Origin of the sequence: Leclercia sp. M50, from assembly GCF_037150775.1 — a bacterium.
Lineage (GTDB): Bacteria > Pseudomonadota > Gammaproteobacteria > Enterobacterales > Enterobacteriaceae > Enterobacter.
This window is the reverse complement of sequence record NZ_JBBCPK010000002.1, coordinates 1-23,386: the sequence shown is the minus strand read 5'-3', so window position 1 is coordinate 23,386 and position 23,386 is coordinate 1. Positions and strand designations below refer to the sequence as shown.

The following is a 23,386-nucleotide window of genomic DNA, read 5'->3' as shown; positions in this document are numbered from 1 at the left end:
TAAACAACCTGCTAGAATGCCGCGCGCTGACGAATAACCGCTTTACTACGCAGGATTTTTAGCCCGTTTTTGCTCAGCAGAAACGGCCATGACGGGGAATGACACTTTGCGAGGCAGCCACTCTTCTCAGGTTTCCCAGCTACAGGTTGTGATGCATCTGTGCGGGTTTTTGGTGTTGCTTTATAGCTTCTCGATGCTGCCGCCGATGGCCATCGCGCTGGCAAATAAAGAGCGCAGCTATATCGCCTTTTTGAGCACCTTCGTGACCTTTTTTACCCTCGGTGGCGGCACCTGGCTGATGACCAAACATGCCGGGATCCAGCTGCGCACCCGCGACGGGTTTGTGATTATCGTACTGTTCTGGTTCCTCTTTTCGCTGATTAGCGCCATGCCGCTGTGGATGGATGACGCGCAGAAACTCTCGCTGGCGGATGCGCTTTTTGAAGGGGTATCGGGGATCACCACCACCGGGGCTACGGTGATTGGCGACGTCAGCGCCCTGCCAAAATCGTATCTCTACTATCGCGCGCAGCTCAATTTTATCGGCGGCCTTGGGGTCATCGTGCTGGCGGTGGCGGTGTTGCCGTTTCTCGGCATTGGCGGCATGAAGCTTTATCAGTCTGAAATGCCAGGACCGTTTAAAGAGGAGCGCCTCACTCCCCGGCTGGCGGATACCTCACGCACTCTCTGGCTCACCTATCTGCTGCTGGGGCTAACCTGCACGCTGGCCTACTGGCTGGCGGGGATGTCGTTCTTCGACGCGCTGTGCCACGGGCTCTCAACCGTCTCCCTCGGCGGCTTCTCCACCCGTTCGGAGAGTATCGGTTTTTACGACAGCCATGCCGTGGAGCTGGTCGCCGGGCTGTTCTCCCTGCTCTCCGCTTTCAACTTTACCCTCTGGTATGTGGCCATCACCCGCCGCACGCTGAAGCCGTTTCGCCGTAACCAGGAGCTAAAGTTCTTTCTGATTGCCGCGGCCATCATCATTTTGATCACCGCCTGGCAGGTATGGCATGCAGGGATGTACAACATCCCTGACAGTCTGGTGCATGCCTTTTTTCTTGCCAGCTCGATGATGACCGATAATGGCCTGTCGACCGGGGACTATGCCCAGTGGCCCGCGCACACCATCTTTTTACTGTTACTGGCCAGCTTCTTCGGCGGCTGTATCGGCTCCACCTGCGGCGGGATCAAGGCGCTGCGTTTTCTGATCATGTTCAAACAGTGCCGCCAGGAGCTGCACCAGCTTGGCCATCCACGCGCCCTTTTGCCGGTGCGCATCGGTAAAAGCGTGGTCAACGAGCGCGTACTGCGTTCGGTCTGGAGCTTCTTTTTTCTCTACGTCCTGTTTACCGCCTTTTTTATCTGGGCGCTGAATCTGATGGGGTACGATCTGTTCACCTCCTTCGCCACGGTCGCCGCCTGCATCAACAATATGGGGCTGGGATTCGGTGAAACTGCGTCAACGTTCGGTACGCTGACGGAAGGGGCAAAATACCTGATGTGCGTGGCGATGATTCTGGGGCGTCTGGAGATCTATCCGATACTGATCCTCTGCTCGCGCTTCTTCTGGCGGGCCTAGAAACAACACGCCCGGCAGAGGATGCCGGGCGGGAGAGAATTACGGGGCCGGATTCACCAGCAGCTGCCCCACCGAGCCGCGATCCGCCATCTCCAGTGTCTGGCTGTGGAACAGGAACGGGAAGTGCGGCCAGGAAGGCTGCCCGTAATAGACCAGCAGTTCCACCTGCCCGTCGACCCAGACGGTATCCTTCCAGCCTCTGTCTTCCGGGAACGGCATGGCGCCGTTGACGTTGCGGATAAGGAAACTCACCCCTTCGATATGGAACGACTGCGGCCTGTCGGCGCGCACCGTCCAGCGCTCCCAGGAGCCCTGCTGGGCGGTGATATCGATGCGGTTCACATCCCACAGCTGGCCGTTAATGCCCGGATCGTCGCCAAGGCTGATATCCCGGCTGCGCACCGGCGTACCGCTCAGGATCTCCTCCGACAGCAGGCGCATCGGCAGGGTATCGGTCACCAGCGGCAGCAGGCCGGTTGGACGCAGGGTTAACACCAGCGTCGAGACCAGAATGCTTGATGGCTCAAAGAAACCGCGCAGACGATCAACAATGCCCGCCGCCTCGCCACAGGTGATCGACACCTCTTCGCCGTTGGTCATATCCACCAGGATTTCGCGTCGCTCGCCCGGCGCCAGCGCCAGCTGTTTAACCGACACCGGAGCCGGTAAAAAGCCCTGATCCCCGGCAATGACGTGCAGCGCGCGGCCATCGCTCATCTGCAGTTGATAGCGACGCGAGTTGGAGGCATTCAGCAGACGCAGGCGTACCCAGCCGCGTGACACCTCGACATAGGGGCTTTGCGCGCCGTTGACCAGCAGCGTATCACCCACAAAACCGCCGCTGCCCGGCTCGCTGTACTCCGGCGTACCGAAATTATCCAACCGCTTGTCCTGAATGATGAGCGGGAAGTCATCCACCCCGTAGTGGTTCGGGATCGGCAGGGATTTACTGACCTCATCCTCTATCAGCCACATCCCGGCCAGACCGTTGTAGACCTGCTGCGCGGTGCGGTTCGGGGTGTTGGCGTGATACCAGAGGGTCGCGGCGCGCTGGCGGACCGGCAGAACCGGTGCCCAGTCGGCGCTTGCGGACATCATGCGCGGCGCACCGCCCAGCAGCGGGCCCGGCACCTGCATCCCGCTGATGGTCATGGCGACGTTCTCCGCCAGGCGGTTGCTGTAGATCAGTTTGACGTCATCGCCGCTCCAGACGCGCACCGTCGGGCCGAGGTAGCGTCCGTTGATGCCCCAGACCGAAGCCCGGGTACCCTGAGTGAACGACCAGTGGGCGCGCTGTAGCGTCAGAAACAGCGGCTGCCCGCGGCGGGATTCCAGTAACGGCGGAATGGGCAGCGGCTGCTGCTGCCCGGCGGCGTTTGCCCTCAGCGGAACCGCGCCTGCACAAAGGGCGATCCCCGATGCCTGAATAAACTGACGGCGACTGAGTGACATAATGGCTCCATCTATAAACGCACTAACACACGGGAATTCGTTTTCCCTTTAAGCCGGCTTAAACCTTGCCAGCAGCTTCTCGCTCTGCGACTTCTTTATCGAGCTCAGCGATTTTATTCAGCATTAATTCGCGGCAATGTGCCGCCAGCTCGCGTACCTGGTCTTTGCCATATTTACTGACATCGACCGGCGGCAGCATCTCTACGATGACCAGACCGTTACGCAGACGATTCAGGTTTATCTTATTCGATGTGTTGGAAACACACACTGGAATAATCGGTACGCCTGCCGCAATTGCGGCATGAAATGCGCCAGTTTTGAACGGCAGCAGGCCACGACCCCGGCTGCGGGTCCCTTCCGGGAACATCCAGATAGAGATCTTGCGCTTTTTGAAGTGGTTCACCACCTCGGCAATCGTGCCGTGCGCTTTGGCCCGGTTGTTGCGGTCAATCAGCAGGTTGCCGGTGAGCCAGTAGAGCTGGCCGAAGAACGGGATCCACAGCAGGCTTTTCTTGCCCACGGTGACGGTTGGCGGCTGCACGATTTTCGCTGCGGTCACCATATCGTAGTTATTCTGGTGGTTACCGATATAGATAGCGTTACCAAATTTCTCTGCCCCTTCCGGCAGACGCGTTTCCACTTTCAGGCCAAACAGCGGCGCCAGACGGGCAAACATGTGGCCAAAGGTGGCAACGTGTTTTGGATTACGCGGGCTGAACAGGCAGTAAACAGAGCCGAAGATACAGACCAGAATGCAGTAGATAACGGCAAGAATGGTTCGAACAATTAATAGCATAGCGACCTCAAAAACCCCTGACAGTTGGCGATTATACTGCAACTGTGAGCGGGTAACTCCTTTGTTTCTATAACGGATGTTTTTCACGAGTCCCCCTCCTGAGCGGAGGGGGAGGTGCTCTGTTACGCTTCGTTGTCGCCCGATGTTGCGCGGTGTGGAGAGTCGATCTCTACACGGTCAATGCGCTGCAAGCCACGCATCAGCGATCCTTTGCGTCCACGTTCGCCCACCACTTTCTGCAGCTCTTCCGGGCGCAGCTTGATTTTGCGTTTACCCACATGGATGGTCAACGTGCTCTGCGGCGGCAGAATAAAGAGGTGCGCCAGGCTGTCTTCCCCTTTTGCCGCATCCGCCGCAGCGATGTTGATGATCTTGTTGCCTTTGCCTTTCGACAGCTGCGGCAGATCGCTGAGCGGGAACATTAGCATGCGGCCCGCGGCGGAGATCGCCAGCAGCATGTCGTTCTCGTCTTCAATCACCAGCGGGGCCATGACCCGGGCGTTATCCGGCAGGCTAATCAACGCTTTGCCCGCACGGTTGCGCGAGATCAGATCGTTAAAGGTACAGATGAAGCCGTAACCCGCATCGGAGGCCATCAGCAGTTTCTGCTCATCACCTTCCATCAGCATATGCTCGACGGTCGCCCCTGGCGGCAGCGTCAGCTTGCCGGTGAGCGGCTCGCCCTGCCCGCGCGCTGACGGCAGCGTAATCGGGTCGATGGCGTAGCTGCGCCCGGTGGTGTCGATAAAGGCCACCGGCTGGTTGCTCTTGCCCTTCACGGCGGCTTTGAAGCTGTCGCCCGCTTTGTAACTCAGACCCGGCGCGTCGATATCATGACCTTTGGCGCTACGCACCCAGCCGCTTTGTGACAGCACAATGGTCACCGGCTCGGACGGCTGCATGTCATGCTCGCTCATCGCTTTCGCTTCTTCACGCTCGTGCAGCGGAGAGCGACGCTCATCGCCGAAGGCATCGGCGTCAGCCTGCAGCTCTTTCTTCAGCAGGTTGTTCATCTTGCGTTCGGAGGCGAGGATCGCCTGCAGCTGATCGCGCTCTTTTTCCAGCTCGTTCTGCTCACCGCGAATTTTCATCTCTTCCAGCTTCGCGAGATGGCGCAGTTTCAGCTCGAGGATCGCTTCCGCCTGGGTTTCGCTGATGCCAAAGCGCGACATCAGGGCCGGCTTCGGCTCATCCTCGGTACGGATGATCTCAATCACTTCGTCGATGTTGAGGAACGCCACCAGCAAACCTTCAAGGATATGCAGGCGCTTAAGCACTTTCTCCAGACGGTGATTCAGACGACGGCGCACCGTATCGCGGCGGAACGTCAGCCATTCGGTGAGGATCTCCAGCAGGTTTTTCACCGCCGGACGGCCATCCAGCCCGATCATGTTCAGGTTGATACGGTAGCTTTTTTCCAGATCGGTGGTGGCGAACAGGTGATTCATCACCGGCTCCATATCCACACGGTTGGAACGCGGCACGATCACCAGACGGGTCGGGTTTTCGTGGTCGGATTCATCGCGCAGATCGTCCACCATCGGCAGCTTTTTATTGCGCATCTGGGCGGCGATCTGCTCCAGCACCTTCGCGCCCGAGACCTGGTGCGGCAGCGCGGTGATCACCACCGCGCCATCCTCTTTGGTCCACACCGCGCGCATACGCACCGAGCCGCGACCGTTCTGGTAGATTTTGCGGATTTCCGCGCGGGAGGTGATGATCTCCGCTTCGGTCGGGAAGTCCGGCCCCTGCACGATATCCAGCAGATCGTCCAGCGTGGTCTTCGGCTGTTCAATCAGGGTAATGGCCGCTTTCGCCACTTCACGCAGGTTGTGCGGCGGGATATCCGTCGCCATCCCGACGGCAATACCGGTGGTGCCGTTCAGCAGAATGTTCGGCAGACGCGCAGGCAGCATTTTCGGCTCCTGCAGCGTACCGTCGAAGTTGGGTACCCACTCCACGGTGCCCTGGCCCAGCTCGCTGAGCAGCAGTTCGGCATATTTTGAGAGACGGGATTCGGTATAACGCATCGCCGCGAACGACTTCGGATCGTCCGGCGCACCCCAGTTCCCCTGGCCGTCGACCAGCGGATAGCGGTAGGAGAACGGCTGGGCCATCAACACCATCGCTTCATAACAGGCGCTGTCGCCGTGCGGATGGTATTTACCCAGCACGTCACCCACGGTACGGGCGGATTTTTTAAACTTGGCGCTGGCATTCAGTCCCAGCTCAGACATCGCATAAACGATGCGGCGCTGAACGGGTTTCAGGCCATCTCCGATAAACGGCAACGCCCTGTCCATGATGACGTACATGGAGTAGTTCAGGTAGGCGTTTTCCGTGAATTCATGTAGCGCGAGGCGCTCTGCCATATCGCTCATTAAATGGGATTCCTCAACTCAGAAACCAGTTGGTTTCAGGCAATATTGCCGCAGATACTACCTTATCTGGCGAGTCGAGTCACAAAGAAAAAGGGGCCGGAATAGCGGCCCCTTGATGGGTTATTTATTCAGCTTGATAACCTGTTTCACGTCGATTTCGAAATCGTTCCACTCTTTATCGACCTTGCCCTGCAGCTCAACCTTATCCTGCGGCGTAATGGTCTGGCCGTTCCAGTGTTTATTGTCGATCTCCACCGTTACCGTGCCGCTCTCATCACGGAAGGTATAACGGTCGTCAGAGAGGCGCTCGGTAATCGTCCCGCGCAGTTTCACCCAGCTGTCATCCTTCATATCCTTGACCTTCTGCGCCGTGGTGAGGTTAGCGTCATTATCGACAAACCCGCCCTGCTGGGTTTGCGTCTGGGTTGCCGTCGCGGATGGGCCATTAAATCCCCCCTGTGCCGCAAACACCGGCGCGGAGGTGATCATCATGATGGCAGCAATAGCAGCGATTTTTTTCATCTTAACTCTCCCTTTAATGTCGTTTCGCAATCCATTAAACAGGGTAAACCTTAACAACTTCTTAAGCGGAAAATTTAAATTTTTTTACTGTACAGCTGTGCGTAACAGAGGGTTTACTGACGGCATCAGGGAGGGAAACATGCGCATTTTACTGGTAGAAGATGACAGGCTGATTGGCGATGGCATTAAAGCCGGGCTGACGAAAATGGGCTTTTGCGTGGACTGGTTCACCGACGGCGAAACGGGCCGTGCGGCGCTCTATAGCGCCCCCTACGACGCCGTGGTACTTGACCTGACGCTGCCCGGCCTCGACGGGCTACAAATCCTGCGCGAATGGCGGGCACAGGGGCGCGACGAACCGGTGCTGATCTTAACCGCGCGGGATGCGCTCGATCAGCGCGTCGAGGGGCTGCGCCTGGGGGCTGACGATTATCTCTGTAAACCCTTCGCCCTGATTGAGGTGGCTGCCCGTCTGGAGGCGCTGGTGCGCCGCAGCCACGGGCAGGCGCACAGCGAACTGCGCCACGGTAAGATCACGCTCAATCCCACCAGCCTCGTCGCCACCCTGAACGGCGAAACTCTGGTGCTGAAGCCGAAAGAGTTTGCCCTGCTGGAACTCCTGATGCGCAACGCAGGCCGCGTCCTGCCGCGGAAGCTGATTGAAGAGAAGCTCTATACCTGGGATGACGACGTCTCCAGCAACGCCATAGAAGTCCACATACACCATCTGCGCCGCAAGCTCGGCAGCGATGTTATCCGCACCGTGCACGGCATCGGTTATACCCTGGGTGACGCATGAAACTGACCCAACGCCTCAGCCTCAAGCTGCGCCTGACGCTGCTGTTCTTAGCCCTGTCGCTGACGGCGTGGTTTGCCGCGAGCATCGTCGCCTGGCACCAGACCACCGATAAGCTCGATAAGCTGTTTGACACCCAGCAGATGCTGTTTGCCAAAAGGCTGCTGACCATGGATCTCGACGAGCTCAAAGCCCCGGAACGCATGCGCGAGGTGCCGAAAAAAGCCCGTCACGGCCATCTGGATGACGATGCGCTGGCCTTCGCCATCTATACCCCCGAGGGCAAAATGGTGCTCAACGACGGCGAAAACGGACGCGACATTCCGTACCACTATCGCCGGGAGGGCTTCGACAACGGGCGGCTGGACGACGATAACGACGAATGGCGCTTCCTCTGGCTTACCGCCCCGGACGGCAAGTACCGGGTGGTGGTCGGCCAGGAGCGGGAGTACCGTCAGGAGATGGCGCTGGACGTGGTGCGATCGCAGCTCACGCCGTGGCTGGTGGCGCTGCCGGTGATGCTGCTGTTGCTTATCGTCTTGCTGAGCCGGGAACTGCACCCGCTGAAAAAGCTGGCGCAAACCCTGCGCCTCCGCTCACCGGATGCCACTGACCGCCTGCCGACCCACGGCGTGCCCGTTGAGGTTCGTCCGCTGCTCGATGCGCTGAATCATCTGTTCGCCCGCACCCAGGAGATGATGGCCCGCGAGCGCCGCTTTACCTCCGATGCCGCCCATGAACTGCGCAGCCCCCTCACCGCCCTGAAAGTGCAGACCGACGTGGCGCAGCTGTCGCTGGACGATCCTGAGGCGCAGGGCAAAGCGCTGAACCAGCTACACGCCGGTATCGACCGGGCATCGCGGCTGGTTGAGCAGCTCCTGACCCTGTCGCGCCTGGATTCGCTGGAGAGCCTCGATGACGTGGAATCCCTGGTGCTGGCCGATGTTCTCCAGTCGGCGGTGATGGAGATTTACTCTACGGCGCAGCAGGCCGGGATCGAGATGCGCCTGAACATCAACGCCCCGCAGGTCACCCGCCCTGGTCAGCAGCTGCTGCTGAGCCTGCTGGTGCGCAATCTGCTGGATAACGCCGTACGCTACAGCCCGTGCGGCAGTGTGGTGGAGGTTACGCTCGATAGCCGCAGTTTTACCGTCCGTGACAACGGAGCGGGCATTGCCCCCGAGGCGCTGGCGCGGATCGGCGAGCGCTTCTATCGCCCGCCAGGGCAGGAGCAAACCGGCAGCGGGCTGGGGTTGTCTATCGTCAAACGGATTGCCGCCCTGCATCGAATGACGGTTACACTCGGGAATGCGCCGGAGGGCGGCTTTGCCGTCACCGTCGGCTGGTAGGGAATTATTGCTGCTATAGCAAAAGACTTTGCACATTTTGCTAATTTCACCGCACCGCTGTCGCGCGTAGAATAGCCCTCAGACTCGCTACTCTGAGGACAACTTAATGAGCAATATCTTAATTATCAACGGCGCAAAAAAATTCGCCCACTCCAATGGCCAACTGAATGACACCCTGACCGAGGTCGCGGACGGCTTCCTGCGCGACGCCGGGCATGATGTTAAAGTCGTGCGCACCGACGGCGAGTACGATATCCAGGCCGAAGTGCAGAACTTCCTCTGGGCTGACGTGGTGATCTGGCAGATGCCTGGCTGGTGGATGGGCGCACCGTGGACCGTGAAAAAGTACATGGACGATGTCTTTACTGAAGGCCACGGCGCGCTGTATGCCAGCGATGGCCGCACCCGTTCAGATGCCTCGAAAAAATATGGCTCCGGCGGTCTGATTCAGGGGAAAAAGTACATGCTTTCCCTCACCTGGAACGCCCCGATAGAAGCCTTCACCGAAGAAGATCAGTTCTTCCACGGCGTGGGCGTGGACGGTGTTTATCTGCCGTTCCACAAAGCCAACCAGTTCCTGGGAATGGAGGCGCTGCCGACCTTTATCACCAACGACGTGATCAAAATGCCGGACGTGCCACGCTATATCGCAGAATATCGCAAGCATCTGGCTGAAATTTTTGCTTAACTGGTTGCATGTTATCAGGAGAAATGACCATGCTTACCGTTATTGCTGAAATTCGTACCCGTCCTGGCCAACATCACCGTCAGGCGGTGCTGGATCAGTTCGCTAAAATTATCCCGACCGTTTTAGAAGAAGCCGGCTGCCACGGCTACGCGCCGATGGTGGACACCGCCGCGGGTGTCAGCTTCCAGACCACCGCCCCCGACTCCATCGTGATGGTTGAGCAGTGGGAAACCGTCGCGCACCTTGAAGCGCATCTGCAGACTCCGCACATGAAAGCGTGGAGCGAGGCGGTGAAGGGTGACGTTCTGGAAACGCATATCCGTATTCTGGAGAACGGGGTTTAACCCCTGTTTTGCCCGGTGGCGCTACGCTTACCGGGCCTACAAAACCGTAGGCCGGGCAAACGAAGTGCCGCCCGGCAATACCAACAGCACCGAATCTCAGGCCCGGTACGCATAGCGTTTCCGGGCTTTTTTTATTACCTCGAAACGCACCTGCTATGCTTACCTCTGATTTCATTGTTATCTGGAGGAAGGAATGGGAATTTTTAACTTCGTTAAAGAGGCAGGTGAAAAGCTGTGGGATAACCTGACCGATCACAAAGGTCAGAGCGATAAGGTGACTGAACACCTTAAAAAACTCAACATACCGGGCGCCGACAAAGTGCAGGTCAACGTCAACGACGGTAAGGCCGTGGTGACGGGCGACGGACTCACCCAGGAGCAGAAGGAAAAAATCCAGGTCGCGGTGGGGAACATCGCGGGCGTCAGCGAGGTGGAAAACAGCATCACCGCCACCGATACCCAACATGAAGCCACCTACTACACGGTCAAATCGGGTGATACGCTGAGCGCTATCTCCAAAACGGTGTATGGCGATGCGTCGCAGTACAACAAAATCTTCGAAGCCAACCGCCCTATGCTCTCCAGCCCCGATAAAATTTATCCCGGCCAGACGCTGCGTATTCCAGAAGCCTGATAGCACCGCACCGAGGGAAGATGATGAAGATAGCCTGTCTGGGCTGGGGCTCGTTGATATGGAAAAGCGGCCCACTCCCCGTCGCCGGGGAGTGGAAAACTGACGGGCCATCGCTCCCCGTTGAATTTTGTCGGATCAGCGATGGCGGCGAGCTCGCCACCGCCCTCTGCATGAACGCACCTGCCGTTCCCGTGCTCTGGGCGTGGCTCAACGCGGAAACCCTGAACGTTGCCTGTCAGGCCCTGCGCGAGCGCGAAGGGATCCCTGAAGAACGTTGTGACGGTATCGGTTCGTTGCTGACTGGAGAGCGCCATACCGGCCTGCTTGCTAAATGGGCGGCCGAGAGAGGCATCGAGGCGGTGATCTGGACCGGGCTGCCACCGAGAAGCGCCTCACTGGAGGGGCGGGTGCCTACCGTGGACGAAGCGATTGTTTATCTGGACAGCCTGAGCGGCGAGGCCCGCCAGCACGCGCGGGACTATTTTGACCAGGTGCCAGCCCAAATCGACACCCCCTACCGGCGGGTAATTACTGAAGTGCTGGGGTGGTGACAACGCCACCCCAGCGTTTTCTTACCAGTACAGTTTCCAGCTCTGGGTAAAGCGCACCAGCGCTTCGACGTAGAAGTAATCCCCCCAACTGGCGCACTCGTCCACGCCTTTATTGCTGGCGAGGTGATACACAGAGTGTTTCAGCACGCCGTTGCCCTTCTCCTCTTTTCCCATCAGGTAGTGCCTGGTCAGCGAGGACATGATCCCTTTCGCCCACGCCAGATAGCGCTCGCGATCCGGGTCAGTCACCGGCAGATGCTTCACCAGCTCCAGCAGGCCGCATACCGCAATCGCCGCCGACGAGGCGTCACGCAGCGCGTCGGTGCCCACCAGCGCCAGATCCCAGTGGCAGACGTAATCCTCCGGCAGGCGGTTGAGGAAGTAATTTGCCAGCCGTTTTGACAGGGCGATCATCGTCTCGTCGCCGGTATAGATATAGCTCAGCAGAAAGCCGTAAATCCCCCACGCCTGGCCCCGCGACCAGCAGGAGTCGTCCGCATAGCCCTGCTGGGTATTGCCGTAGCGCGGCGCGCCGGTGACCACGTCCATATAGTAGGTGTGGAAGGTAGAGGCATCGTCACGGATAAGGTATGTTGCGGCCTGCCTCACATGGGCTCTGGCGGCCTCGGCAAAGCGCGGATCGCCAGTCTGCTCCGTCGCCCAGTAGAGCAGCGGCAGATTCATGTTGCAGTCGATGATCATCCGGCCAGCCTGTTCCGGGTCAGCCAGATCGCCCCACGCCTGGATGATCTTTGCCTTCTCGTGGAAGCGTTCCAGCAGGGCTTCTGCCGCCAGCAGCGAGAAGCCGCGCGCTTCACGGTAACCGGTCAACCGCCAGTCCGCCACGCAGGAGAGGGTGTAGAGGAAGCCGAGATCGTGGGTGTTGGTGTCGCTGCGCCCGGCAATGCGCAGGCCAAACGAGCGCGTGTGTTTTTGGGCCATCTCACGGAATTTCTCGTCCCCGCTCATCTCCCACGCCAGCCACAGCTGCCCGGTCCAGAAGCTGGTGGTCCACTCGACGTTATCGGTCAGGGGATAAAACCCCTCTTTGCAGGTTTCTGCCGGGAATTTGTCACCGAATTCCGTTAAATGACGGCTAATCAGGTCGAGGATATGGCTGCGTGCCGAGATTAATTCATCGCTAAAGGCGCGTTCATCCACGGGCACGGGAATATCGGCCAGACGTTCCTCGGTGATACGACTTAACATAATTCGATTCCTTCTTTGACGACGTAAATTAGTGATGTTCAGCAACGTTCAGCGTTTTTGCGCCGCGCCATTTGCTCTGGCAGGCGGATAACGTGAAGGCGGAAATAAGGGTAAAGGTCAGCGCCGTGGCGCCCATGATGATATAGGTCTGCTCAAAGCCGATGCGGTCATACATATAACCGGCAGGTGACGAGACCACGACATTACCGACGTAGAGCATTGCCTGATAGCCCAGCAGATACATGGTGGCGTTCACGCGTTTATCGAAATGCTCGGCGATATACTTAAAGACCGACACCAGCAGGAGGCAGATCTCCAGACCGTACAGCGGCTTGAGAACCGAAATAAGCAGGTGCGAATCGCAGATCCCGGAAATAATCAGGCGTGCCCCGACAATCAGGCCGACAATCAATAACCCACGCTTGGCGCCAATAAAATTCACGAACAGCGGGATGACCATATACATGACAAATTCCATCCCCGACTGCACGGTGCCCAGATAGCCAAATACCGCGTTGCCCTGGTGCACATCATCAAAGAAGGTGACGAAATAGCGCGAGAACTGCTGCTCGGCGATAAACATCATCCACGCCACGCCCGCTACGTACAGGCAGAAGGCCCAGAATTTGCGGCTGCGCAGCAGGGCGTAGACATCCGCCGGAACGATTTTCTCTTTGGTCAGCACCTCACCCGCATGGGCCGAGTTGGTGTTCACCTTCAGGCTCAGGAGGACAATCAGCATAATGACCGACGCCACGCTGCCCATAATGAAGTTGTACGCCGGAGAGAGGTTAAACAGCAGGCCGGAGAACGACGATGCCACCGCCCAGCCCAGCGATCCCCACATACGGATCTGACCAAATTCCATGCCGTTAAGACGGCTGAAACGGTCGGAATAGGATTCGCACGCCGCGACGCCCGCATACCAGGCGAAACTTAAATAGAGCGCGCCGATAATAATCCCCACCAGGGTGTTGGACATTAACAGCGGCTGATAGACATAAATAAAGAACGGCGCCATCAGGGCGGACATCGCCACCACAAAATAGAGCAGGTATTTGCTCATGCCGATCTTATCCAGAATATAGCCATAGATCGGTTTCAGAATAACGGAGAAGACACCGTTTACCGCAAATACGGTGCCGATCACCGAGCCGCTCAGGTTGGCTTTTTGCCCGAGCCAGATCGCCAGCAAACCAATACTGGCCGACCAGGTAAAGAAATAGAGAAAGATAAAACTGCTGATTTTGTAATATTCAGTTTTGTTGCTCATACCATCCTCGCCGATATCCAGGGTAAGGCTCTTATAAAATGAACGACAGCTTACGTTCGCTTCCGGGCGCGCAAATAACGACCCGGTTATCTTCTATTTTCAGTTGTGGTGTGTTTGCCTCTGCACGCGCTTTCCCGGAGGCGTATACCGCACTGCACAGCCAGCTCTCCCCCTGCGGGAGAGTGGTGGTCAGCACCGGAATGGCGGCGCATTCGGCAAACATGATGCTGCTGTTGGGTGGCGTCACCACGCTGTCAGGCTGACGGCTGATGACAGGCGACAGATCGACAATGACGCTGCTGCCGTTCGCGGCATTCAGATAACTGCCGCGCCCGATAAGCTGATGGTCGGTTTTCATTACCGCAAAACCGCCCTCCACCGTCTGCAACGTGCGGGCGCTGTTGATGCGGTGCAGGCGCAGATGCCACTCGCCAAACGGCACCAGCCAGCTCTCAATGTGGACGTCGTGCCACGGCGACCAGCGCGAAAAGATGAAGTTCTCGTCGACGCGGACCGCTTCGCATTCACGGCGTCCGCGGAAGTAGTTATCACCATCGGCCAACAGCAGCATGGAGTCGCAGGCAGCATGCTTGATGCCGAAGCGTCCGCGCTCGATGGTGAACCCAAAGCGGCTGGAGTAGGCAAATTTGGTGTATTTCGCCTCGGTGTTCACATAGTTGTTCAGCTCCAGCTGTCCGGCGGTGAGCATCGTGACGTGATCCGCCTGCATCAGGATCTGCTGGGCATGGGGAATGAGGCGCTTTTCGGCAAGCGCAGGTAATGGCTGCTCTTCTGCCTGCCAGAACGGATGGCTCTCCGGCAGGGCCAAAATCAGGTAGGTTTTCAGCGCCCAGTAAGGCGAGCCGGGGGAGTTATAGTCCTCGCACATCGCCAGGTTCGGGTAGGCGAAGCCAAGCGTCAGGATCCCGTCGCGATCGGTCATCGGCTGTTGCTGCCACCAGCGCAGATGACGGAGGATGATCCCTTTCACAACCCCCGGCGTGAATACCTCCAGCCCGGAAAAAGCCACCGCGCTCCAGAAGGCGACCATCGCGAAGCGGTAGGTCAGGCTGCGGCCAAAGGGCACCGAGGCGCCGTCGGCGGCGGACATATAGATAAAATCTTCCGCGAACAGGCGCGAACGCTGGCGCAGCACCTCTGCCCTCGCCTCATCACCGCTCAGGGTGGCGTAGATCAAACCGTAAAAGTGAAACGCCATTGAGATGTAGTAGTCCTTTGGCCGTCCCGGACCGTCGGAGTACCAGCCGTCCCCCAGATAGTAGGTCTCCATCATGGCGAAGCGGCGATCGATGGCCTGCTGGTCGTAGGGCAATCCGGCGCGCTTAAAGCCAAGCTGGACCATGATGGCGAAGTAGTTCCAGTTGCTGTCCGGCATCGTCGCGTCGGTGATCTGGTTCAGCCAGGCGTGCAGATTCATCAGCTCACGTTCGCTAAACAGTTCAGTAAGTTTGTCCTGTAGGAGCGCCAGCCCGAGGCCATAGGCCGCCATCTCCACCAGACGTTGGTCATAAGGCCCGGCTTCGCCCCAGTAGCCTGCGCTTTGCGGATCGGTGCCCTGCTTAATGGCGGCGATATATTTATCGCTAAAGGGCGTGCTGTCGCCTGCGGCCATCAACGGAAACAGCCCCCATAAGACACGGGAGAGCCCCTCCATCTGCGCCACATCCCGGGCGTAGTGCGCGCAGGTATCGCCCAGTGAAAACCGCGAACTCCCCGCCGGAAACTGATTATCTACCGCCGAAAGCCACATGTTCAGGGCCGCCACCAGATCCTGGCGGGATGACAACGGATTTGATTTTTCTTTATTTGCCGCGCACATACGCTTGTCCTCGCAATCAACTGCGGCAAAGCATAGTTAATCAACAAGGTGCAGAAATGTTAGCCGGGTCACAGGAGTGAGAGATGAATAAACCCGCAGTTGAGGAAATTTAAAATGGTGGTTTATAAAGAGGAAAGAAAAGGGAAAAGTTGAGTTTTATTGCACTATGCGCGAAACCCCTACGCCGGAACACCTTGAGCTCATCACCCTGAACGATACCCTCGTGTCGTTCAGTCGCCTGTTCGCCAACACCGTGCGCTATCACCACTGGCACCAGTGTCTGGAGATCCTCTATGTCGAAGAGGGCTTTGGCGTGGCGATTGTCGATAACCGCCACTACACCATGCGCCCGGGGAGGCTATTTTTCTTTCCCCCCTTTACCCTGCACAAGGTGATGGTCGACCCCCAGGCCGAAGCGAACTACCGCCGGACCATTATTCATCTCGATCAGCATGCGGTAATGAAAGCCCTGCGTGATTTTCCCCAGACCCAACAGCGACTCCAGAAGCTGTCCCAACGGGGAGGAGAAGCCTGGGTAGCGGACATGGCCCATTGCCACAGCCATATCGATCATCTTTTCAGCTGCTACCCGCCGCCGTTGAACAGCGAGCGCATCGCCAGCCTGCTGATTAGCCTGTTCGCCATGCTGCCGCACGATGACGAAGGCCAGCCCGGCAACAGCCACGGTATTGCCAGCCAGGTAATGTTCTGGCTGGATGAGCACTACCAGCATAAGTTCAGTCTTGATGCGCTGGCAGACGAGCTGGGTAAATCCCGCAGCTACGTATCACGGAAATTCCATGCGGAGACGGGAGAGAAAATTCACGATTACCTGAATACGTTACGATTACGCAAAGCCTGTGAGAGCCTGCTGCATTCAGACGCCAGCGTGCGGGAGATTGCCGCCCGGGTGGGGTTTTCAGACGTGACCTACTTTATCAGCGCGTTTAAAAAGGGGATCGGAGAGACGCCCTTACAGTACCGGAAGAATCATCTGCAGCCCTGAGACACACGGCTGCGCGCTCATGCTCATTCATCTCTGAAAACGTGACGGCATAGTGATACTTTTCCTGTTCATCATAACGGCGGATTAATGGCCCCTGACTGAGCAGGCAGCATCAGAATAAAGCGCGTCGAGGTTTTATCTGACTCAACGGATACCCGTCCATTATGGGCAGTAATAATGGATTTAACGATCGCCAGACCGATGCCGCTACTGTTTTCATCTTTTCGCTGACGAGAGGGATCGACCCGATAAAAGCGATCGAACAGCCGGGGTAAATGCACAGGCGCTATAGGCGTGCCCGGGTTTTCCACACTAATATGCACTTCCCCTTCCCCTGAGCGCAGGTGAACGGTAATGGTGCTCCCGCGTGGGGTATAACGGATGGCGTTTGACAGTAAGTTGCTTATTGCCCGACGCAGCATCAGCGGATCGCCCTCCACCGGGGTGGCCTGCCCCTCCAGGCTTAGCGCTACTTCGCGTTCCTCGGCCAGGGCTTCAAAGAAGTCGAAAACCGTGGCGATCTCCGTCGCCAGATCCAGCTTCTCTTTTTCCGGGATCAGCTGGTTATTATCTGCCTGGGCGAGAAATAGCATATCGCTGACCATTTTCGACATGCGTGAAAACTCCTCCAGGCTGGAGTAGAGCACTTCCTCCAGCTCTTTCACGTTACGTGGCTGGCTGAGAGCTATTTCGGTTTGCGTGACAAGATTAGTGATCGGGGTACGCATTTCATGAGCAATATCGGCAGAAAAATTGGACTGCCGGTTAAAGACATCTTCTATACGCTCAATCATATGGTTAAAAGAGATCACCAGCCTTTCCAGCTCAATGGGCACATTTTGGTTATTTAAGCGGACACCGAGATCGGTCGAGCTAATATTTTTGATCTGCTGACTTAAACTGCGGATAGGTTTATGCCCCTGATAGACGGCAAACAGCACAATAAAGATCACGATAATGCTGATTATCGACGCCATTATCATCAGCTTGTTTTTGAGGTCATTGATATAATGCAGATGAAAATTGATCGATAGCGCCATCAGTAAATTATAGGCGGGCGTGCCATCTGCTTTTTTGCCGATGGGTAGCATAATTATACGCCAGGCGCTGTGCTGCGCCTGCGCACTATCAGCCATTCCCTGGTGCGGGGCGGGATCACGCCATAAGAGCACATGTCCGGCACGCAAATCTCTGCCAGGGGCGGGATCGTTGAGAAGGGTGTTCAAATCGGGTCCGGTTGAGGACTGAAAAACCGGACGATTATCCCTATCCAGTAGCAAAACAGAGATATTGGCGAAGCCTGCCACGACATTTTGCAGGATTTCCAGCCGCTCTTTTTCCGGCTCCTCCTGATGGCTCAGTACCGTTTCGAGGGTGAAGCCTATCTGCTTCAAATCATGAATATCGCGCTCTTCGAAATGTGCCTTTACGGAGTGGATCATTACCCAGGTGAAGACAAAAAAAGAGGCAATGGTGGCGAGGCTGATAAAGAACGTGAGCCGCGTGGCCAACGAAAAAGGCCGGGGGGAGCGCCTAAAGATCATCTGGCACCTCAAGCATATAGCCTACACCGCGCACGGTCTGGATGAGCCGTGGTTCAAAATCGTTATCAATCTTGCCCCGCAACCTTTTCACCGCCACGTCGATGGCATTGGTATCGCTGTCAAAATTCATGTCCCAGACCTGAGACGCAATCAGCGACCGGGGCAACACTTCGCCCTGATGACGAATGAAGAACTCCAGCAAGGTAAACTCCTTGCTGGTCAGCGTGATGCGCGTTCCGTTGCGCGTTACCTTACGGCTGACCAGATCGAGGGTCAGATCGGCTACCTGAAACTGGCTTTCGACCATCACCGCCGCGCCACGACGGAGTAACGTCTTTACTCGGGCCAGCAGTTCGGCAAAGGCAAAAGGCTTAATCAGATAATCATCAGCGCCCAGCTCAAGCCCTTTGACCCGATGTTCAATGGTGCCCAGCGCGGTGAGCAGGAGAATGGGCATCCCTTTGTTGGCCGTGCGCAGCATCCTGACAATATCCCAGCCGTTCACATCCGGCAGCATAATGTCGAGGATCAACAGATCGTAATCTGCGGTCATTGCCAGATGAAAACCGTTCAGGCCGTTGTCTGCCAGATCGACAATAAACCCGGCCTCTTTCAGCCCCTTAGTCAAATACTCGCCGGTTTTTTTCTCGTCTTCGACGATCAGAATTTTCATGACGTTCTCTCCCTGCCCTGCGCTGCGAGCCTGAGATTTTAGGCATCCCGGATTCGATAGCAAAGGCATATTCCGCTTAATGACAGCTTTGTCATTTTCCTGTCACCCGTCAAACAGAGTCCGGAACGTAAAGTACCCGTCGTTGAACTACCCCTTTAAGGATCCGCCCGGGCGAGAAAACCTATGCGTAAATTTCAATTAATGACGCTCAGCGTAAGTTTTATTCTGACCGGCTGTCTTTCGCTGGCACCGGAATATCAGCGCCCGTCCGCCCCGGTGCCGTCGCAATTCTCGCTCAGCCAGAATGCATTAGTGGCTACAACGCCGGGTTACCGGGATAGCGGCTGGCGGGCCTTTTTTGTCGATCCGCACGTCAAGGCCCTGATAGACGAAGCGCTGGTAAATAACCGCGATTTGCGAATGGCGGCGTTGAAAGTAGAGGAAGCCCAGGCGCAATACGGCGTAACGGATGCCGACCGTTTTGCGCAACTGACGATGGATGGCCGTAAAACAGTGAGCGGGAGAGTGGACGGGAATGCATCGACCACGGGGGACTATGAAGCAGGCCTCAACCTTAGCTTCGATCTGGATTTCTTTGGCCGCTTAAAAAATCTGAGTGAAGCTGAGCGTCAGGCGTATCTTGCCAGCGCCGAAGCTCATCGGGCGGTACATATTTTACTTATCTCGAATGTATCGCAGGCCTATTTCAATCAGCAGCGGGCCTGGGCCCAGCTCCAGGTGGCCCAGGAGACGTTAGCCAACTATGAGCGTGCTTATACCTTTGTTGAGAAGCAACTGCTGACAGGCAGCACCAGTGTGCTGGCACTGGAGCAGGCGCGTGGCGTCATAGAGAGCACCCGCAGCGATATCGCCAGGCGGCAAGGGGAGCTGGTGCAGGCCGATAACGCCCTGCATCTGCTGTTGGGTACCTGGAACCCGCTGCCGAAGAATGGCTATCGCGAGGATATTGCAAATAATGGCGTAGTATTACCGCCAAATCTCTCCTCAAACATTTTATTGCAGCGCCCGGATATCATGCAGGCTGAACACGAGCTGCTGGCGGCCAATGCCAATATCGGTGCCGCCCGCGCCGCTTTTTTCCCGTCCATCACTCTCACCAGCGCGTTATCCAGCAGCAGTACCGAGTTATCCAGCCTGTTTTCTGCGGGCAGTGGGATGTGGAATTTTATCCCCAAAATCGAGCTGCCTCTGTTTAATGCCGGACGTAATCAGTCGAACCTCAGCCTGGCTGAAATTCGTCAGCAACAGTCGGTAGTGAATTATGAAAATAAGATCCAGACCGCCTTTAAACAGGTTGCGGATGCGCTGGCATTACGCCAGCACATTAGCGATCAGATTGCGGCGCAGCAGCGCTATCTCACCTCGCTGCAGATAAGCCAACAGCGCGCCAGAGTCCTCTATCAGCATGGCGCGGTCAGCTATATCGAAGTGCTGGATGCCGAACGCGCCCTGTTTACCACCCGGCAGACCTTACTCGACCTTAACTACGCCCGTCATGTGAACGAAATTACGTTATTCACCGCTCTCGGCGGCGGCTGGATTGAATAACCCCCTTACTTCACTCAGGAATTATCACGATGAAAACGCTCTCTACCGCACTCTTTTTCGGCCTCTGTTCCGCGACCCTGTTCAGCGCGCACGCCAGCGACAGGCATGACATGGCAAACATGCAGCCCACCGCGGCAACGGCAGAGCAACATCCGGTGGTCAACGCCACAGGAGAAGTCAAACATATTGATATGCAAGAAAAAAAGATAACCATCGCCCACGGACCTGTCGCGGCATTGAACTGGCCAGCAATGACGATGCGTTTCACCCTGACCCCCACGACGCACCTGCAGGATATTAAACCGGGCGACAAGGTTGAATTTACCTTTGTGCAGCAGGGCAACATCTCGTTATTACAGGATATCCACACCCAGGATTAATCCCGCCAGATACGGTGCACTGAGCGTGAATGGAATAACTATGATGCCTTTCAACATTAAAAACACAGCACTTATTGTCGGCGGCGCGATCCTGGGCGGTAGCATTACCGCAGGCATTGCTTTCTCTATTTCAGCTGCGCATTCGACCACTGAAGCTCCCGCCACAGAGCAGCACCGGCAAGTGCTGTTCTGGTATGACCCGATGTACCCCAACACCCGCTTTGATAAACCAGGCAAGTCACCCTTTATGGATATGGATCTGGTGGCGAAGTATGCCGATGAAGAGGGAGGGGAAACCCCTGCCCCTGGCATTCGCATCGACCCGACCCAGACACAAAACCTCGGCGTAAAGGTGGAGTCGGTTCGCCAGGGGTCGTTGCAGTATCAGCGGACCTTCCCGGCCAATGTCAGCTACAACGAATATCAGTTTGCCATCCTGCAGGCACGCTCAGCGGGCTTTATTGAGAAAGTCTATCCCCTGACCGTGGGGGACAAAGTGCGCAAAGGGATGCCGCTGGTGGACATGACTATCCCGGACTGGGTTGAAGCACAGAGTGAATATTTACTCCTGCAGGAGACTGGCGGGACAGGTACTCAAACTGAAGGGATCCTTGAGCGCCTGCGGCTGGCGGGTATGCCGGACGAGGCTGTACGGCGTCTCATCTCCAGCCGCAAAATTCAGACCCGCTTCACGTTGAAAGCGCCTATTGACGGGGTGATTACCGCATTTGATCTGCGCAGCGGGATGAACATCGCTAAAGACAACGTAGTCGCCAAAATCCAGGGTATGGACCCGGTGTGGATCACAGCCTCAGTGCCAGAATCCATCGCCTGGCTGATTAACGATACATCACAGTTCACGTTTTCTGTGCCGGCATGGCCGGATAAAACGCTCTCCGTGAAGAAATGGTCGCTGCTGCCGAGTGTGGATGCGGCAACCCGCACGCTCCAGCTGCGCCTGGAGGTGGATAACCCGGACGAGACCCTGAAACCGGGTATGAATGCCTGGTTAAAACTCAACAGCCAAAGTCAGCCCATGCTGTTAATTCCTTCCACCGCGTTAATCGACAGCGGTGATGAGCAACGGGTTATTACCGTTAATAGCGAGGGGCGCTTCGTCCCGAAATTGGTTGAAGTGTTCCATGAATCCCAGGGCGTCACCGCCATTCGTACCGGACTTACAGAGGGTGAAAAGGTCGTGTCGAGCGGCCTGTTCCTGATCGATTCAGAGGCAAACATCACAGGCGCGCTGGAGAGAATGCGTACAACCGGCCATCCGCACGAAGGGAAAGCAAATGATTGAATGGATTATTCGCCGTTCGGTGGCTAACCGTTTTCTGATGTTAATGGGCGTAGCGTTTCTCAGCATCTGGGGTACCTGGACAATCCTCCACACCCCGGTTGATGCCTTGCCGGATCTCTCTGACGTACAGGTGATCGTAAAAACCCAGTATCCGGGCCAGGCTCCGCAACTGGTAGAAAATCAGGTCACCTACCCAATCACCACCACCATGCTCTCTGTGCCAGGCGCAAAAACGGTGCGCGGCTTTTCGCAGTTTGGTGATTCGTATGTGTATGTCATTTTTGAAGAGGGTACCGATCGGTACTGGGCGCGCTCCCGGGTGCTGGAATACCTCAACCAGGTCCAGGGCAAACTGCCCGCGGGCGTAACGGCAGAAATGGGTCCGGATGCCACCGGCGTAGGCTGGATCTTTGAGTATGCGCTGGTGGATCGCAGCGGCAAACACGATCTGGCTGAACTGCGCTCTTTACAGGACTGGTTCCTGAAATATGAGCTGAAAACTCTCCCGGATGTTGCCGAAGTGGCGTCGGTGGGAGGCGTGGTTAAAGCGTACCAGATCGTGGTCGATCCTCAGAAACTAACCCAGTTCGGCATCAGTCTGGCGGAGGTGAAAGCCGCAGTGAATGCCTCCAATCAGGAGGCGGGGGGTGCCTCTGTCGAGCTCTCTGAAGCCGAGTATATGATCCGGGCCAGCGGCTACCTGCAAACGCTGGATGATTTCAATGCCATCGTGCTAAAAGCTGGCGTCAACGGTGTACCGATTTATCTGCGTGACGTGGCGCGGGTGCAGACTGGACCGGAGATGCGCCGGGGTATCGCTGAGCTTAATGGCGAAGGAGAAGTGGCCGGGGGCGTGGTGATCCTGCGTTCCGGTAAAAATGCCCGGGAGGTGATCTCCGCGGTCAAAAATAAGCTGGAGACGTTAAAGCAAAGCCTGCCGGAAGGGGTGGAAATTGTCACCACTTACGACCGCAGCCAGCTCATTGACCGGGCCGTCGGTAACCTGAGCCATAAACTGCTGGAAGAGTTCATTGTGGTTGCCCTGGTCTGCGCCCTGTTTCTTTGGCATTTGCGCTCCGCGCTGGTGGCGATTATTTCACTGCCGCTTGGCCTGTGCTTCGCCTTTATCATCATGCGTTTTCAGGGAATTAACGCCAATATCATGTCCCTTGGCGGCATTGCCATTGCCGTTGGCGCGATGGTGGATGCCGCTATCGTGATGATCGAAAATGCCCATAAGCGCCTGGAAGAGTGGCAACACCAGCATCCGGGCCAGAAGCTACGCAACGACACACGCTGGCAGGTGATCACCCAGGCGTCCGTTGAGGTTGGACCGGCGCTGTTTATCAGCCTGCTGATTATTACTTTGTCCTTCATTCCGATCTTTACCCTGGAAGGCCAGGAGGGACGCCTGTTCGGACCGCTGGCTTTTACCAAAACCTGTTCGATGGCGGGGGCTGCCCTATTAGCGCTCATGGTGATCCCGATCCTGAT

General features: G+C 56.8%; 21 protein-coding genes. 12 read left to right on the top strand and 9 right to left on the bottom strand.

Features of this window, described 5'->3' with window-relative positions; translation table 11 throughout:
• Positions 1–88: 88 nt before the first annotated feature.
• Entirely contained in the window at positions 89–1,582 is a 1,494-nt protein-coding gene (locus WFM46_RS00585; RefSeq protein ID WP_197431823.1) for a TrkH family potassium uptake protein, read from the top strand.
• A gap of 39 nt (positions 1,583–1,621) precedes the next feature.
• On the opposite strand, the gene ftsP is transcribed toward WFM46_RS00585, so the two are convergent.
• From ftsP to WFM46_RS00565, 4 genes are all read right to left on the bottom strand, one after another.
• Complete coding sequence (gene ftsP / locus WFM46_RS00580) at positions 1,622–3,034, bottom strand: cell division protein FtsP (RefSeq protein ID WP_103176967.1); 1,413 nt, start codon at positions 3,032–3,034, stop codon at positions 1,622–1,624.
• A 58-nt stretch (positions 3,035–3,092) separates the two neighbouring features.
• Entirely contained in the window at positions 3,093–3,830 is a 738-nt protein-coding gene (gene plsC, locus WFM46_RS00575) for a 1-acylglycerol-3-phosphate O-acyltransferase (RefSeq protein WP_103180982.1), read from the bottom strand.
• A gap of 122 nt (positions 3,831–3,952) precedes the next feature.
• Positions 3,953–6,211, bottom strand: a complete 2,259-nt coding sequence (gene parC / locus WFM46_RS00570) for a DNA topoisomerase IV subunit A (RefSeq protein ID WP_103176968.1) — start codon at positions 6,209–6,211, stop codon at positions 3,953–3,955.
• A gap of 120 nt (positions 6,212–6,331) precedes the next feature.
• The gene (locus WFM46_RS00565) at positions 6,332–6,733 is read right to left on the bottom strand and encodes a YgiW/YdeI family stress tolerance OB fold protein (protein ID WP_103176969.1); all 402 of its coding nucleotides are present in this window, start codon (positions 6,731–6,733) and stop codon (positions 6,332–6,334) included.
• Between the two features lie 139 nt (positions 6,734–6,872).
• On the opposite strand from WFM46_RS00565, the gene qseB reads away from it, so the two are divergent.
• From qseB to WFM46_RS00535, 6 genes are all read left to right on the top strand, one after another.
• The gene (gene qseB, locus WFM46_RS00560; protein WP_103176970.1) at positions 6,873–7,532 is read left to right on the top strand and encodes a quorum sensing response regulator transcription factor QseB; all 660 of its coding nucleotides are present in this window, start codon (positions 6,873–6,875) and stop codon (positions 7,530–7,532) included.
• Complete coding sequence (gene qseC / locus WFM46_RS00555) at positions 7,529–8,878, top strand: quorum sensing histidine kinase QseC (RefSeq protein WP_336996889.1); 1,350 nt, start codon at positions 7,529–7,531, stop codon at positions 8,876–8,878. Before qseB ends, qseC begins: the two co-directional genes overlap by 4 nt.
• A 106-nt stretch (positions 8,879–8,984) precedes the next feature.
• Positions 8,985–9,566: an NAD(P)H-dependent oxidoreductase gene (locus WFM46_RS00550; RefSeq protein WP_103176972.1), complete on the top strand. Its 582-nt coding sequence runs from the start codon at positions 8,985–8,987 to the stop codon at positions 9,564–9,566.
• A gap of 29 nt (positions 9,567–9,595) precedes the next feature.
• Positions 9,596–9,910, top strand: coding sequence for a putative quinol monooxygenase (locus WFM46_RS00545; protein WP_103822963.1), 315 nt, complete (start codon positions 9,596–9,598; stop codon positions 9,908–9,910).
• A gap of 193 nt (positions 9,911–10,103) precedes the next feature.
• Positions 10,104–10,544: a peptidoglycan-binding protein LysM gene (lysM, locus tag WFM46_RS00540; protein WP_114316782.1), complete on the top strand. Its 441-nt coding sequence runs from the start codon at positions 10,104–10,106 to the stop codon at positions 10,542–10,544.
• Between the two features lie 20 nt (positions 10,545–10,564).
• The gene (locus WFM46_RS00535; protein WP_371816533.1) at positions 10,565–11,095 is read left to right on the top strand and encodes a hypothetical protein; all 531 of its coding nucleotides are present in this window, start codon (positions 10,565–10,567) and stop codon (positions 11,093–11,095) included.
• A gap of 21 nt (positions 11,096–11,116) precedes the next feature.
• Here WFM46_RS00535 and WFM46_RS00530 read toward each other — a convergent pair whose 3' ends face one another.
• The 3 genes from WFM46_RS00530 to WFM46_RS00520 are packed head-to-tail and all read right to left on the bottom strand — an operon-like array spanning position 11,117 to position 15,417.
• Positions 11,117–12,304: a glycoside hydrolase family 88 protein gene (locus tag WFM46_RS00530; protein ID WP_336996888.1), complete on the bottom strand. Its 1,188-nt coding sequence runs from the start codon at positions 12,302–12,304 to the stop codon at positions 11,117–11,119.
• 28 nt (positions 12,305–12,332) lie between these two features.
• Positions 12,333–13,577 (bottom strand): oligosaccharide MFS transporter, encoded by a 1,245-nt coding sequence (locus tag WFM46_RS00525; protein ID WP_336996887.1) that lies wholly within the window; start codon positions 13,575–13,577, stop codon positions 12,333–12,335.
• A 31-nt stretch (positions 13,578–13,608) separates the two neighbouring features.
• Positions 13,609–15,417 carry a DUF2264 domain-containing protein gene (locus tag WFM46_RS00520; protein ID WP_336996886.1) on the bottom strand — a complete coding sequence of 603 codons (1,809 nt, stop codon included), beginning with the start codon at positions 15,415–15,417 and terminating at the stop codon, positions 13,609–13,611.
• A 166-nt stretch (positions 15,418–15,583) separates the two neighbouring features.
• On the opposite strand from WFM46_RS00520, the gene WFM46_RS00515 reads away from it, so the two are divergent.
• Positions 15,584–16,423: an AraC family transcriptional regulator gene (locus WFM46_RS00515; protein ID WP_156655229.1), complete on the top strand. Its 840-nt coding sequence runs from the start codon at positions 15,584–15,586 to the stop codon at positions 16,421–16,423.
• 71 nt (positions 16,424–16,494) lie between these two features.
• Here the strand turns inward: WFM46_RS00515 and WFM46_RS00510 are convergent, their stop codons facing one another.
• Both WFM46_RS00510 and WFM46_RS00505 read right to left on the bottom strand, forming a co-directional pair.
• A complete protein-coding gene (locus WFM46_RS00510) occupies positions 16,495–17,967 on the bottom strand; it encodes a Cu(+)/Ag(+) sensor histidine kinase (RefSeq protein WP_336996885.1) in 1,473 nt (490 codons plus the stop codon).
• Positions 17,957–18,640 carry a copper/silver response regulator transcription factor gene (locus tag WFM46_RS00505; protein ID WP_103176980.1) on the bottom strand — a complete coding sequence of 228 codons (684 nt, stop codon included), beginning with the start codon at positions 18,638–18,640 and terminating at the stop codon, positions 17,957–17,959. The genes WFM46_RS00510 and WFM46_RS00505 overlap by 11 nt, the downstream gene beginning before the upstream one ends.
• Before the next feature lie 183 nt (positions 18,641–18,823).
• Here WFM46_RS00505 and WFM46_RS00500 point away from each other — a divergent pair, with 183 nt between their 5' ends.
• The 4 genes from WFM46_RS00500 to WFM46_RS00485 all read left to right on the top strand — a co-directional run.
• Positions 18,824–20,209 (top strand): Cu(I)/Ag(I) efflux RND transporter outer membrane protein, encoded by a 1,386-nt coding sequence (locus tag WFM46_RS00500; protein WP_336996884.1) that lies wholly within the window; start codon positions 18,824–18,826, stop codon positions 20,207–20,209.
• A 29-nt stretch (positions 20,210–20,238) separates the two neighbouring features.
• Positions 20,239–20,589 carry a cation efflux system protein CusF gene (gene cusF, locus WFM46_RS00495; protein WP_159339942.1) on the top strand — a complete coding sequence of 117 codons (351 nt, stop codon included), beginning with the start codon at positions 20,239–20,241 and terminating at the stop codon, positions 20,587–20,589.
• Positions 20,590–20,629: 40 nt separating this feature from the next.
• Complete coding sequence (locus WFM46_RS00490; RefSeq protein ID WP_336996883.1) at positions 20,630–21,892, top strand: efflux RND transporter periplasmic adaptor subunit; 1,263 nt, start codon at positions 20,630–20,632, stop codon at positions 21,890–21,892.
• The coding region (locus WFM46_RS00485; RefSeq protein ID WP_336996882.1) for an efflux RND transporter permease subunit at positions 21,885–23,386 on the top strand (1,502 nt) is incomplete at its 3' end. The genes WFM46_RS00490 and WFM46_RS00485, both read left to right, overlap by 8 nt.